This is a genomic window from Aquabacterium sp., from assembly GCF_004297345.1.
Lineage (GTDB): Bacteria > Pseudomonadota > Gammaproteobacteria > Burkholderiales > Burkholderiaceae_C > Aquabacterium.
Genome location: NZ_SCTN01000138.1, coordinates 1 through 12,872, shown reverse-complemented (window position 1 = coordinate 12,872; position 12,872 = coordinate 1). Strand labels below are relative to the sequence as shown.

The window sequence follows — 12,872 nt, the reverse complement described above, 5'->3', positions numbered from 1 at the left end:
CCGATACCTTGTTCCTGCGCAACAAGATGGATGTGGTGCGTCGCCTCTTTGATCAGCGCCCTCGTCTGGGTGTCGTCGGTCTCAAGCTGATCAATCCGGATGGCTCGCTGCAATACTCGGCGCGGCGGTTCTACTCGCTGCCCGATATCGTGGCCCGTCGCACGGCACTGGGGCGTCTGGGGCCCTTGCGCAAGCTGGAGCGTTCGCACTTGCTGGTGCGCAAGTGGCGTGAAGAGCCCTTCGAGGCCGATTGGGTCATGGGCACCGGCTTCGTCGTGCGCCGCCAGGCTTTCGAAGTGGTGGGCCGAATGGACGAAGGCTACTTCCTGTATTTCGAGGAGGTGGACCTGTGTGCGCGCATGTGGGCACATGGTTGGCGCGTGTTGGCCGTGCCCGAAGTGGAGCTGGTGCATGACCATCAACGTGCCAGTGGTGCCGGCATTCTTTCGGTATCCGGTAAAACGCATTTGCGCAGTATGGTGCGCTTCTTTGCCAAGTTCGGCGTGCCCTGGTTGCGCAGGCCTTCGCATCACCGCATGGCGATGGCGCTGGCACGCTGGCGGCAGTCCACCCAATCGGCCCGCCTGACCAAGCCACAACATGGGGGGTGACCGCCTTCCTGCGGGTATCCCGATTGCTTGTGACCTCTTATCATCGCCGCGGGCTGCGCGTGGCCTGCTTCGAACTTCTCCCTTCTTGTCCATGAAGATCAACCTTGTTCGCATGCTGCTGGGTGTGCTGGCGGCTGGGGCCTTGTCTGCCTGTACGCCGCTGAGCGTGCTCGAAACGCCTGAAGGCGGGCATTTGCAGATGCTCATGGTCTCGCCCGAGCAATTGGCCGCGATGCCCAAGGTGCCCACGCGCATTCGTGCAGGCGACACCTTGCGCATCACGCGCGATGCGCAGGATTCGGCTTCGCTGGATTTGCGCAATCTGGTGGACGACAGCCAGACGCAGAACTACCTGGTGCGCGCCGATGGCACCTTCTCGTTTCGCTATGCCGGGCAGGTACAGGCAGCCGGCAAGACGCCGGATGAACTGGCCAGCGTGCTGCGCGCCAAGCTCGATGCCTATTACCGGGAGCCGGGCGTGACCGTCAACATCGTGTCATCGCCGACCAGCAAAGTGGTGATCGGTGGCGCCGTGCGCAATCCCATCACGCTGGATCTTAATGCCGTAGCCAATATGGAGCAGGCCTTGTTTGCGGCGGGCGGCATGGCGGTATCGGCCGATCCTGGGCGAATTGCCCTGATGCGTCTGGATGACCAGGAGCGCTACAGCGTCTATTTCATTGATTTCAGCCGGGTGCTGATGGCGGCGCAAGCCGGTGCTGGCCGCACGTCCATTGCACTTCAGCGCGGTGACATCGTGTTCGTGCCGAAGTCCTCTGCGGGTGGTTCTGCCGATGGCGTGGATCTTTATATCAACCAGTTGCTGCCTTTCTCGCGCTCGGTGGGTGTCGGCCTGACTGGCAACGTGAACCTGAATCACTGATCGCGCCACAGACATGATTGACATTCGTTCTTTGCGCGACCTGATTCGCCTGTTCTACATCTTCCGCCGTGAGTTCAAGCTGGCCATGCTGACCACGGTCGTACTGGCCGTGCTGGGCGCTTTCCTGCTGCCGCACAAATACGTGTCGGATGCGCGCCTGCTGGTCAAGCCGGGCCGCGAGAACATGACCGTGCCCATTGATGCGGGCGACCGTCAGACGGTCTATCCGCAAAGCACCACGCGCGATCCCATCGTTGATGAAGAGAAGATGCTGACCGGGCGGCCTGTGCTGCTGGAAGTGGCACGGCTGTATCTGTCCGAGTTGAATGCCGAACCACCCAAGCCTGGCGTGCTGGGTTCGATCAAGGCCTCGCTCAAGCAGGTCAAGAAGGCGATCGGTCAAGGTATCGGGCAAGGCCTCTCAGCCGTGGGTCTGATCGAGGTGCAAAGCGACGAGGAAGTGATGGCCGAGTTGCTGGCCTCGCGCTTTCAGGTCACGCACGGGCCGGGCTCCAATGTGATGGACTTGAGCTTCACCTGGAACGAGCCTCAGCAGGCGCAGCGCGTGCTGCAGACCTGGGTCCGCGTCTACACCGATCAGCGCACGGCAGTGCTGGGGCGCAAGGGGCTGGTGCTGTTCTATGAAGGCAAGGTGCGCGAGGTCGATCAGCAGATTGACTCGGCCAAGTCCTTGCTGCGCACGCGCCTGGAACAGATCAACGGTACCAGCGCGCAAGAGCGCCTGGACATGCTGACCAAGCGCCTCAATGACCTGCGCACCCGCCTGGCGGAAATCAATGCCGAACGTTCGGCGCTGCAAAACGGCATCAGCTTTGCCGCGGGGCGTGCACGGGCCTTGCCCAAGGAGTCGGTATCGGAGCGGGACCTGAGCCAGAGCGTCAGTTGGCAAGCGCTGAGCGCGCAATTGGCCGAGCTCAAGCGCCAGCGCGCCGATGCACTGCGTGTGTTCAAGGACACAGCGCCCACGATCAAGGCACTCAACGACAGCATCGCGCAACTCGAAACGCAAATCAAGGAAGAGGATCGCGTGGTGCAGCGATCCGAGAAGCGCACACCCAATGAGCTGAACGTGAGCATGGAGCGCAACCAGCTTGAGAAGTCCGTGCGCCTGCAGGAGCTCAATACGCTGTATGCCTCGTTCGACAAGGAAGTGGCCGATCTGGAAGCAGCGCGCCGCAAGGTGATGGAGCGTGAGCCTGAGCTCGGTCGCCTGGAGCAGGTGCTGTCCGTGGCCGAGAAGAGCCGTGGCCTGTATCTGGACAGCCTGGAAAAAGCCCGCATCGACCAGGCCCTGGATGACCAGCGCATCAACAACATCGCCCAGATCCAGGAAGCGACCTTCAACCCCACGCGCAGCTCGCCCAAGAGCCTGCTGCTGCTCTTCATGGCGCTGCCTGCGGGTGCCATGGTGGGCCTGATGGTGGTCTACCTGTATTCGCTGTTCGATCAGCGCATCCATGATGGCGGCCGTTTCGAAGAGCGTTTCGGCGTGCCCCTGTGGTCCACGGTCAAGGACATCACCGAGGGCGGCCCGGACAACGATTTCCATGCCAGCCTCTATCGCATCTATGGCACCTTGCCACTGGAGCGCATCGCGCGTGATGGCCTTGTGCTGGGTCTGGCCTCGGCGCGTGCCGGTGAGGGTGTCAGCTTTATCGCCTCGCGTTTGAAGACCTTGCTGGAAGCGCAGGAGCTGACCGTGCGCATCAATCCGGATCAGGTCAAACCCGCACCTGGCGAGGTGATCTTGCTGGAGGCTTCGGGCCTGCACAGCAACCGTGAGGCATTTGTGCGACTGAGCCAGGCCAATCTCATCGTGCTGGTGGTGGAAGCCCGTGTCAGCACCATTCCGGTAGTGGACAATGCGTTGGGTGTCTTGCGCACCGCCTTCCGCAAAGTGGATGGCGTCATTGTCAATCGCCGGCGATTCGAGGTTCCATCCAAAGTGCTTCGCTGGCTGCAACGTTGAGGGGCGTTATGCGTCTGGCCTTGTTGTCGCCTTTGCCACCTGAACAGACCGGGATTGCCGATTACGCGGCGCATTTCCGTACGTCCTTGAATCAGGCAGGGGTTGATGTGTTGACCCCGCTTGCGGGGCAACGTCCTATCGAGAGCCTGGCGGCTGCACGCGCCTGGGTGGCTGAACGCGACTGGCGTCGGGTGGATGTGGTCCATGCCGAGCTGGGTGGTGGTCGCCACAGCGAGTTCCTGACCTTGTGTGCCCTGGCCAGCCTGCCCAATCGCCCGGCTTTGTCTGCCACGGTGCATGACCCGGAGCGCCTGATCTGGAAGCCCGTTAACCGGGTCTGGACCATGGTCAACGGCATGTCCGGCCTGCCGCGTCCCGCCAAGCAGGCCGTGGCGCTGCTGTCGGATCCCGCCACCTTGATGGCCGAGCGCAAGCTGGCGCGCCAGCTCGATGGCATCGTCACCTTGACGCAGACCGGTGCGGGCCGCCTGATCAAGCGCATGAAGCTGCCGGCTGATCGCGTCAGCGTGATTGCGCATGGTGCGCTCACCTTGCCGGCCAAGCCGCTGCCTGACCTTGATCCGATCCGCCTGCTCTACTTCGGCTTCATCTATGCCGGCAAGGGCATCGAAGATCTGATCGACGCCATGGGCAAGGTCAAGGCGCAGCAGCCCGAACTGGCGGCTCGCTTGCGTTTGACGATTGCCGGTGGCACCTCGCCTGACATCGCCTTTGGCGCACAGGGCAGCTACCTGGATCAGTTGCGTGCCCGTGTCGAGCGCCGTGGCCTGTCTGCGCATGTGGATTGGGAGCTGGATGTCGATGAGCGCGACATCCCCTATCTCGTACAGCGCCACCACTTGATGATGTTGCCCTATCGCGAGTCCCGCAAGCTGGCCCTTCTGGGGCAGATGCGTGGCACCAGTGGTGCGCTGGCTTGGGCGATTGCCTGCGGGCGTGGCGCCATCACCTCCGATGCGCGCGCGTTCGCCGAAGAGATCAGCCATGGCAATGGGTCGTCCTACAAGCAAGGCGATGTGAATGCCCTGGCCACGCAGATTGAAGGCGTGCTGCTCAAGCCCGAGATCCTGTCGCAATGGGCGGATCGGGCCAGTGCGCTGGCGCACGAGCGCGCTTGGCCGACTACCGGCCAGCGCTTTGTCGGCCACTTCCAGCGTGCCATGGCGCGTGCGCCGCGTGCCAAGGGCTCGTCGTCTTCAGGCCCGGCATCCGTGTGGTCGCAAAAGGAAAGCCTATGAGCTTGCCGGCCGCTACCCGGCGCCAGCAGTTGCGCCTTGGTGGCGCGCTGGCCGTCGGCGCCACCAGCCTGATGCTGGGCGGTGCTGCCAGAGCCGGGTGGTCTTTGTGGCCGAAGAAAACGCCGCGTGCGCTGGAAGTCCAGCCCATGCGGTCTGTGGTCTGGCAGGACTTTCTGGGTGTGAATGCCCAGTTGCAATGGTTCTCGCCTGAAGTGGCGCGCATGCAGGTGGGGCGTCTCAAGGCCTTGGGCCTGAACTGGGTACGTCTGGCCTTGCACTGGATGCTGATCGAGCCCGAAGCCGGCAAGTTGCAGCTCGATGCCACCGATCGCATGATGAGCCTGGTCAAGCAATCAGGCTTGCACAGCGTGACCTACGTCGTGGGCTCGCCGCGGTTTGCCAGTTCGGCGCCTGCTGGGGCAGATTACGCAGACAAGTTTCCGCCCACGGATCCCGGCGTGTTCGCGCAGCGCATGCAAGCGCTGGCCAGGCGCTATTCCAATGTGGACGTATGGCAAGTCTGGAACGAGCCCAATATCCCGGCCTTCTGGCAGCCTCGCATCGATCCTGAGGGCTATGGCCGCTTGCTGCAGCCCGCCGTGGCCGCCTTGCGCCAGGCCGTGCCCGACAAGCCCATCGCCATGGCCGGCATGGCCTACTACAGCCAGATGGCAGGCCGCGAGGGCCTGATGCTCGATGCCATGGGCAAGCTGGGTGCCTATCAGCTCAAGCTGATCGCCTGCTATCACCCCTACACGGCCGAGCCCGAAGGCGCAGACGATGGCTCACGCGATCTGCTCACGCATGTGCCTTTTCTCAACAAGGGCCTGCGCGCTTACGGCGCCCGCCAGATCTGGGCCACGGAATGGGGTTGGTCCAGCTACGACGGCCCTGTGGAAGAGCAGCCCCTGGTGGGCGAAGACGGGCAAGCGGGCCACACGCTCAAGCGCCTGGCGCTCATGGCCACGCAGGATTTCGATCGCATCTTCCTGTTCACGCTGGCTGATCTGGACGACCCACGCGTCGGCCCGCGCGACAAGCGCTATGGCCTGCTGCGCGCCAATGGCCAGCCCAAGCCTGTCTACACGGCCTTGCAGCGCTTCCTGAGCATTTGCGGCCCCCGTCTGGATCCGGCTGCTGCGCCCATGCGCATCGAAGGCGGCGTGCCAGCAGGGCTGGTCAGCATCAACTGGAAACGGGCTGATGGCAAGCAGGTCTGGATGGCCTGGGCGCATGAACCCATGAGCGTGAGCTTGCCTGCGGTGAAGTCGGGCACCTGGCATCAGCCCTTGTCCGGCACGCAGCGCGATGTCAAGGCCACCGATGGCAAGGGCCTGGCACTCGATGTGGGCAAAGACCTGCAGATCCTGGTGTGCTGATGACCATGAAGCCCCAGCGCATCCTGTGGACCATGCCCTATCTGCCCTGGCCCATCACCAGTGGCGGCAAGGCGCGTCAGTACAACTTGCTCAAAGCGATGGCGCAACGTGGCCATGAGATCACGCTGCTGGTGCAGTCCAAGACGCCAGCTGATGCCGATGTGCAAGCGGCATTGGCACCTTGGGTGAAAGAGCTGATCGTGCTGCCGCGGCGGTCTTTGAGGGACCCTCGCACCTTGTGGCGTGCGGCTTTCTCGCCTTTGCCCTTGCTCACAACGATCAACGGCTACGCACCAGCCCTCACGCGCCAGTTCGCACAACTGCTCCAGCGTCAGCAATGGGATGTGGTGCAGATCGAGCACAGCTATGGCCTGCAGCCTTTCGAGGCTGTGTTGCGCCAGCGCAGGCAGTCCTTCATCCTCGTCGAGCACAACGTCGAATCCGAGCTGGGTGCGGCCACCTATGGCAAGTGGCCCTGGTGGGCGCGCCCTCTTGCGCGCTATGACCAATGGCGCGCGCGCCGTTGGGAGCAGCATGTGATGCAGCGGGCCGATCTGGTTGTGGCCGTGACGGAATCAGATGCACGCAAGCTGTCTGCGATGACGACTCGCGTGCCCCATGTGGTGAGCAATGGCGCCGACATCCAGGGTTTTGCCAGCGTACAGCCCGATGGCCACAGCCAGCGCGTGCTCTTCGTGGGTAACTACGAATACGCGCCCAATGTTGATGCCGTCGAGTGGGCCATGGAGGCCGTGTGGCCACGCATTTGGCAACTGCAGCCTCAGGCGCGCTTCGTGGTGTGCGGGCACGCCTTGCCCGATGCCTGGCGCCAGCGGTGGCCTGATCCGCGCATCGAGTGGCGAGGTTATGTGGACCACTTGCCCACGGTTCAATCGCAGTCGGCCGTGTTCCTGGCGCCGCTGCGTTTTGGTGGGGGCTCCAAGCTCAAGGTGCTCGAAGCCCTGGCGGCCAGCTTGCCTGTGGTCAGCACCACAGAAGGTCTGTCCGGCTTGGGGGTGCAGGCGGGTGAACAAGCCCTGGTGGCCGATAACGCCGAGGCCATGGCCCAAGCCGTCGCCAGTTTGTTGAACGAGCCCGAGCGCGGCGCGCAGATGGGGCGCCAGGCCCGCGAGTACGTGACGGCGCACTTCGACTGGCAGGCGTGCGCGCGCCAACTGGAAGGCGCTTACATGGCCTTGTCTAGCTGCGCCGAGCCCGGTCAGGCGATGAAAGGCCAGGCATGCGCGTAGGCCTGGATCTTCGCCCTTTGACCGCCTCGCCCTACTCGGGCCATGGGCGTCAAGCCCTGGCGCTCTACAACACGGTGCGCCTGCGGCCTGAGACCGAGGCCCTGCCATTCACCAACGCGCCGCTCACCCATCAACACCGCACCTGGGCCTATTGCCCGGCCAAACCGTCGTCGATTGAAGGCTTGCGCAGCCCGATGGCGCGCCTGCGTTTCGAGCGTGATTTCCTGCCTGAGGCCATCAGCACGCTGGCCGTGGACGTGCACATTGCCACTGGTGGCACGGGCTTGCCCACAGGCCTGAGCGATGTGCGACGCAAGCGCACGCGTTGGGTGCTGCAGATGCGCGATCTGTTTCAGATCACCCAGGCGCATCGCGAAGGGAAGGGCTTGAAGGCCGCATTCCATCGATGGTTTGAGCACTGGCGCATCCGCCATGCACTGGAGCTGGCCGACGCCATCTGGACGCCATCCGCCTACACGGCGCAGACCATCGCCGATCATTTTCCTGCCACGCTCCCGCGGCTTCGCCTGCTGCCTGATGCCGTGCCGCTGGAGGCCTGGCAAAAGCTCCATCAGGACGTGTTCGCCCCGCAGCGTTACTGGCTGCTGGTGGGCACGCGTGAGCCGCGCAAGAACATCGCCTGGTTCCTGCAAGCCTGGCAGCAGGCTCGCGATCTGTGGCCCGATTTGATCCCGCCTTTGGTCCTCATCGGCCATCCGCGTGATGTGCTGTCCGTGCCGCAGCACGTGCGCTTTGTGCACGGCATCAACGATGCTCAACTGGGCAGTTGGTACCGCCAGGCCGAACGTGTCTGGCAACCGTCCGTGGCGGAAGGATTTGGCCTGCCCGTCATCGAGTCGGCGGCCTGCGGCACGCCCGTGGCCACGGCGCGCGGCTCATCGCTGGACGAGATCACGCCACCCGGTGCCTTGCGCTTTGATCCGCAAGACATGGTCAGCATGACGCAACTCATGCACCAGGCGGCACGGCAGGGCCGGGGCGAGCAGGAAAGCCCGCAAGCCTTGCAGGATTGGGCCAGCCGCTATGACCTGCCTGCCTACGCGCTGCGTGTGGACGAACTGCTCAAGGAGCTGGTGTGAGCACCTTGCGCAGCACCTTTGCCCTGGCTACCTGGATGCCGGTGTTGGCCGGCCTGCTGTTCGGTGGACTGATGCTGCTGGGCGGGCCACCCGTGCTGATCATGGGTGTCGTGGCCGTCATGGTGGCTGTCGCCATCCTGACCAGGCCGGTACGTGGCTTCCTGCTGTTTTGCCTGATCGCCCCCTTCGTGCCCTGGACCACGGTCACCATCGGCATCCGCGTGACGGTGTCTGAAGCGCTCCTGGCGCTGACCTGGGGTGGGATCTTCTGGCAGCGCCTGATGGGCCGCATGCCGCCGCTCCAGAAGGGCCCGACCGAGCGGGCCATGCTGCGCTTCATGGCCTGGACCATCGTGCCCTTGATCGCCGGCCAGTTCATGGTGCACGAAGAAGGCAATGGCCCCGTCAACTGGCTGCGCTGGCTGCTCAATATCTCGACGCTGTTCCTGGTGCCCATGCTCATCACGACCGAGATGCTGCGCAAGCGCATGATGGATTGCCTGCTGCTGGGCTTCACGGCCATGCTGGCCTTGTCATTGGGCCTGTTCATCAAGAGCCCTGATGCCCGTTCCATGATCCCGGTGCTGTCCAGCCTGCACTACGCCCACCCCGAGGCCTTGCTGGACATCTTCACGGCCATGGCCAACCGTATGGCTTCGCCCTGGGTGCACCCCAACTCCACGGGTGGTGCGCTTTTGTTAGGCGTGCCGCTGGCCATGTTCTATGGCGTCACGCAGCCAGGCTGGCGCCGTGCGCTCTGCCTCTTCGTGGCCCTCGGAGGCGCCGCGGGCATCGTGTTCAGCGGATCGCGTGGCGCCCTGCTCAGCTTGACCGTGCTGGTGATCTGGTTGGCCTATCGCCGCGTGCCGATGGCTGGTCGCGCCCTGCTGATCGGCGCCTTGCTGTCGGCCACGATGCTGATCGCCTACCCGCCAGCACGCGAGCGCCTGGCCTCTCTCTCGCAAGGTTCGCAAGACGCCAGCACCAGCGTGCGCTTTGACGAATACAAGAACTTCCATCGCGCTGTCGAGCGTTACCCGCTGGGCCTGGGATTCAAGGTAGACACACCTGCGACCGGCGGCGGCGTCTTCGGCATCTCCAACCTCTGGCTCAACTACTGGTACAAGCTCGGCTTGCCCGGCATGCTGTTCTTCATCGCCGTGACCATGGCCTGGTGGCGCGAGGTCAGGCAACTGGGCGACCTGTCCAAGATGAATGCCAGCAACGCCCTGCACGTGGGCAGCGTGGGCGCCATGCTGGCTGCCCTGATGACCGGCTTCATCGATCACTATTTCAGCTTCACCCAGGTCCTGATCTCGTTGTTCTGGTTGACCATGGCCATCAGCCTGCAGGCTTCGCGCCCTTTGCCTGCGCCTGCTGAGCCTGCGGCAAATCAAGCTCGAACCTGATCACGCACCTGGATCGCCTCAAGGCCCACCATGAAACACCGCATCCTTCACAGCAACAACCTGCGCGAACGCTTGTCCGAGTACGCGCCGCGCCTCGGCGTGGATCTGGCCACCTTGGCCGAAGCCTATGCGTGGATGTGTGGCCACGACGTGGTGTTCGAGCAGCCCGGGCGTGGTGGCGTCACGCAAACCTATATCGCCTACGTCAACATCGAAAAGCGCATCGAGCACCCCTTGGCGCGGCGCTTCTATGCCATGTTGCGCGACGAAATCCCGGCCGGTTTCGTGCCCCTGTACGGCATCAACTGGCCTACGCTGGTGGACCGTTGGCGCCGCGGCTGGGAGCAGGTCTACAACATCCTGATCAACAAGATCCCCAGCCACACGATCCGGCTCGCCTGGCTGCGCATTGGTGGCGCCAGGATCGGCAAAGGCTCGACCATCTGGCGCAACACCGAAGTGCTGGGCATTGAGGGGCTGCAGATTGGCGATGACACCTGCATCGGCTGGCACTGCCAGCTTGATGCGCGAGCCGGCCTGCGTTTTGGCAATCATGTGACCGTGGCCTCGCACGCCATCATGATCGCGGGTGGCCATGACATGAAGGCACCCGAGTTCTGGGCCTTCGGCGCGCCCATCGAGATCGAGGACTACGCCTGGATCACCACACGCGCCATCCTGCTGCCTGGTGCCCACATTGGCGAAGGTGCCGTCGTGGCTGCCAACACGGTCGTGGCCAAGCCCGTCGAGCCCTACACGATTGTGGGCGGAGAGGGCCCCAAGGTGCTGGGCCAACGCGTGCGTGGCCTCAATTACAAGGTGGGTGGCAAAGGCCTGTTCACCTTGCTGCACTGATCGGGGCTGAGGTGCTGGGCGCCGCTTCCTTGTTGACCCTGGTGACGCTGGCCGGCTTGGTCACCGGCTTTGCCCGTGAATGGTTGCTGGTGGCCAGTTGGGGTGCTGGCGCGCGCACCGATGCCTTCGTCATCGCGATGTTCCTGCCGGAAGCTGTGCGTGCCATGTTGGCGGCGGGCTTGCTGACATCTGCTGCGTTGGCTTTGTGGCAGACGCGCTCAGTGGCCGAGCGTTCGCGCTGGTTCAGTCAACTCACGGTGGTGCTGGGCTTGGGCGGCATCGGTCTGGCGGCCTTGATCAGCCTGGGTGCGCCGTGGTTGGTGCGCCTCATGGGGCCAGGCCTGGCCGCTGCACCTCTTGCCCGCACCGTATCTGCGCTGCACATCCTGGCCTGGAGCCTGCCGGGCCTGGTCCTGCAGGCCTGGTGGGCTGTGCCGCGTCAGGCCTCCGGACAATTTTTGCTCGCGGGCATGGGCTCGCTGCTCTACAACCTGCCCGCCATGCTCTACCTGTGGTGGCGAGGCCCGCAAGCGCAGGAAGAGATGCTGTCCTGGGCCTTTGTGTCAGGCAGCATGGCGATGAGCCTGGTGATGCTGCCTTCGTCCATCCGCAGCGGTTTGCGCCCAGTCTCCCTGCTCGGTAGCGCCACGGCTTTTGCCGAGCTCGGGCACAAGCTGATGCCCTTGCTGGGTAGTGCCATGGCTGGCCAGGGCTTGACCTTGCTGGAGCGCATGGTGGCCTCCTATCTGGGTGAGGGCGTGGTCACGGCCGTGAACCTGGCGCGCAAACTCATCAACCTGCCACTCATCGCCTTGCAGAGCCTCAATCAGGTCCTGCTGAGCCTGATGAGCCGGCAGGAAAGCGAGCGCGTGGCCCTGTTGCGCAAAGGCCTGGCCGCAGTCACGGTGGTCTCGCTGCCAGCATCGATGGGGCTGATGCTGGGGGCGCCTGCGCTAGTGGGTTTGCTGTTCCCCAAGGTGCAAGGCGCGGCCGTGGTGGTGCCCTTGTTGGCGGGCTACGCGGCGGTGCTGGTGTTGGCAAGCTGGAACACCTTACTGGCGCGATATCACTACGCAGAGGGCGATACCCGTGGCCCGGTGGTAGCGGAGTTGCGTGGCAGCTTGCTGCAGGCGTTGGCCTTGCCGCCACTGGCATGGTTGGCCGACTCGTTGGGCATCGTGTGGGCGCTGTTGTTGGGCACCTTGCTCACGGGGCAACTGCTCTTGCGTGTGCCGTCCTTGCGCCAGGGCTTGGGCCTGGTGCCTCAATCGCTCGTGTCTGCCTTGGCGCTCGCGCTGGCCTGGTGGGGGCTCAGGCCTTTTCTGAGTTCGCAGCCGGTGTGGCAATTGGCCCAGGCCAGTGTGGTGGGCGTGCTTTGCTTGCTGGGTATGGCCTTGTGGCTGCGCCCATGGAAGGCGTCTTGAGCGCCATGTTTTGCAGTTGTGGTGGCGCCCTCCAACAAAAAAGCGACAAACATTTGGCAAGTTTCAAAAAGCTGTGCTAAAGTCTTGGGCTTGCCTGGAGGGGTGGCCGAGTGGTTAAAGGCAGCAGACTGTAAATCTGCCCGCTTACGCGTACGCTGGTTCGAATCCAGCCTCCTCCACCAGGCAAACCTAATTCGTACATGCTGAACGTCAGATCAGGTTGGTCAGTTTGCTGAAAGCGGGCTGATGACCAGTGAAGGCTCCCGAGCGGGAGTAGTTCAATGGTAGAACCTTAGCCTTCCAAGCTAATGACGCGGGTTCGATTCCCGTCTCCCGCTCCAAGGTCACGGTTCTGACACGTTCAGCGTGCTACAGTCGCGGTCTCCGCAGAATCTGCGGATCGCAAGAAAGTGTCAGGTCGGCACTGGTTTGAGTTCCAAGTGAGCTTAAACCTGTGTCGATGCCCATGTGGCTCAGTGGTAGAGCACCCCCTTGGTAAGGGGGAGGTCGGCAGTTCGATCCTGCCCATGGGCACCACACACCTCTTCTATTCTTCCAGCTGTTCAAAGCCTCGATCAAGGCGCCAGGAGCGAGAAACATGGCAAAAGGTAAGTTCGAACGGACCAAGCCGCACGTGAACGTGGGCACCATCGGTCACGTTGACCACGGCAAGACCACCCTGACGGCTGCTATCGCTACCGTTCTGTCGAAG

Annotated in this window: 11 protein-coding genes and 3 tRNA genes; all 14 read left to right on the top strand. The window is 63.5% G+C overall.

Translation table 11 applies throughout. The features are described 5' to 3' along the window. Positions 1-611, top strand: a 611-nt coding sequence (locus EPO09_RS04460; RefSeq protein ID WP_290640581.1) for a hypothetical protein, incomplete at its 5' end; no start/stop codon positions are given. Positions 612-702: 91 nt separating this feature from the next. Then, a complete protein-coding gene (locus EPO09_RS04455) occupies positions 703-1,494 on the top strand; it encodes a polysaccharide biosynthesis/export family protein (protein ID WP_290640579.1) in 792 nt (263 codons plus the stop codon). A gap of 13 nt (positions 1,495-1,507) precedes the next feature. Continuing rightward, positions 1,508-3,484 (top strand): GumC family protein, encoded by a 1,977-nt coding sequence (locus EPO09_RS22315; RefSeq protein ID WP_367200042.1) that lies wholly within the window; start codon positions 1,508-1,510, stop codon positions 3,482-3,484. Between the two features lie 8 nt (positions 3,485-3,492). Continuing rightward, positions 3,493-4,743 carry a glycosyltransferase gene (locus EPO09_RS04450; protein WP_367200041.1) on the top strand — a complete coding sequence of 417 codons (1,251 nt, stop codon included), beginning with the start codon at positions 3,493-3,495 and terminating at the stop codon, positions 4,741-4,743. Beyond that, positions 4,740-6,122: a cellulase family glycosylhydrolase gene (locus EPO09_RS04445; protein ID WP_290640577.1), complete on the top strand. Its 1,383-nt coding sequence runs from the start codon at positions 4,740-4,742 to the stop codon at positions 6,120-6,122. The genes EPO09_RS04450 and EPO09_RS04445 overlap by 4 nt, the downstream gene beginning before the upstream one ends. Continuing rightward, the gene (locus EPO09_RS04440) at positions 6,122-7,372 is read left to right on the top strand and encodes a glycosyltransferase family 4 protein (protein WP_290640576.1); all 1,251 of its coding nucleotides are present in this window, start codon (positions 6,122-6,124) and stop codon (positions 7,370-7,372) included. Before EPO09_RS04445 ends, EPO09_RS04440 begins: the two co-directional genes overlap by 1 nt. Beyond that, positions 7,363-8,472: a glycosyltransferase family 1 protein gene (locus EPO09_RS04435; protein WP_290640574.1), complete on the top strand. Its 1,110-nt coding sequence runs from the start codon at positions 7,363-7,365 to the stop codon at positions 8,470-8,472. Before EPO09_RS04440 ends, EPO09_RS04435 begins: the two co-directional genes overlap by 10 nt. Beyond that, positions 8,469-9,881 carry an O-antigen ligase gene (locus EPO09_RS04430; RefSeq protein ID WP_290640572.1) on the top strand — a complete coding sequence of 471 codons (1,413 nt, stop codon included), beginning with the start codon at positions 8,469-8,471 and terminating at the stop codon, positions 9,879-9,881. Before EPO09_RS04435 ends, EPO09_RS04430 begins: the two co-directional genes overlap by 4 nt. Positions 9,882-9,911: 30 nt before the next feature. After that, the gene (locus tag EPO09_RS04425) at positions 9,912-10,736 is read left to right on the top strand and encodes a hypothetical protein (RefSeq protein WP_290640570.1); all 825 of its coding nucleotides are present in this window, start codon (positions 9,912-9,914) and stop codon (positions 10,734-10,736) included. Between the two features lie 11 nt (positions 10,737-10,747). Further along, positions 10,748-12,160: a lipid II flippase MurJ gene (locus EPO09_RS04420; protein ID WP_290640568.1), complete on the top strand. Its 1,413-nt coding sequence runs from the start codon at positions 10,748-10,750 to the stop codon at positions 12,158-12,160. Between the two features lie 96 nt (positions 12,161-12,256). After that, positions 12,257-12,342: transfer RNA gene (locus EPO09_RS04415), tRNA-Tyr, on the top strand. An 85-nt stretch (positions 12,343-12,427) separates the two neighbouring features. Then, positions 12,428-12,501: transfer RNA gene (locus tag EPO09_RS04410), tRNA-Gly, on the top strand. Between the two features lie 121 nt (positions 12,502-12,622). Further along, a tRNA-Thr gene (locus EPO09_RS04405) sits at positions 12,623-12,697 on the top strand. 61 nt (positions 12,698-12,758) lie between these two features. Then, on the top strand, positions 12,759-12,872 hold a 114-nt coding region (locus EPO09_RS04400), incomplete at its 3' end, for a GTP-binding protein (RefSeq protein WP_204317187.1).

Excerpts from the sequence above, each read along its gene's own strand:
- EPO09_RS22315 (WP_367200042.1), top strand. The coding sequence starts at position 1,508 with ATGATTGACATTCGTTCTTTGCGCGACCTGATTCGCCTGTTCTACATC.
- EPO09_RS04445 (WP_290640577.1), top strand. The coding sequence starts at position 4,740 with ATGAGCTTGCCGGCCGCTACCCGGCGCCAGCAGTTGCGCCTTGGTGGC.
- EPO09_RS04455 (WP_290640579.1), top strand. The coding sequence starts at position 703 with ATGAAGATCAACCTTGTTCGCATGCTGCTGGGTGTGCTGGCGGCTGGG.
- EPO09_RS04425 (WP_290640570.1), top strand. The coding sequence starts at position 9,912 with ATGAAACACCGCATCCTTCACAGCAACAACCTGCGCGAACGCTTGTCC.
- EPO09_RS04435 (WP_290640574.1), top strand. The coding sequence starts at position 7,363 with ATGCGCGTAGGCCTGGATCTTCGCCCTTTGACCGCCTCGCCCTACTCG.
- EPO09_RS04450 (WP_367200041.1), top strand. The coding sequence starts at position 3,493 with ATGCGTCTGGCCTTGTTGTCGCCTTTGCCACCTGAACAGACCGGGATT.
- EPO09_RS04440 (WP_290640576.1), top strand. The coding sequence starts at position 6,122 with ATGACCATGAAGCCCCAGCGCATCCTGTGGACCATGCCCTATCTGCCC.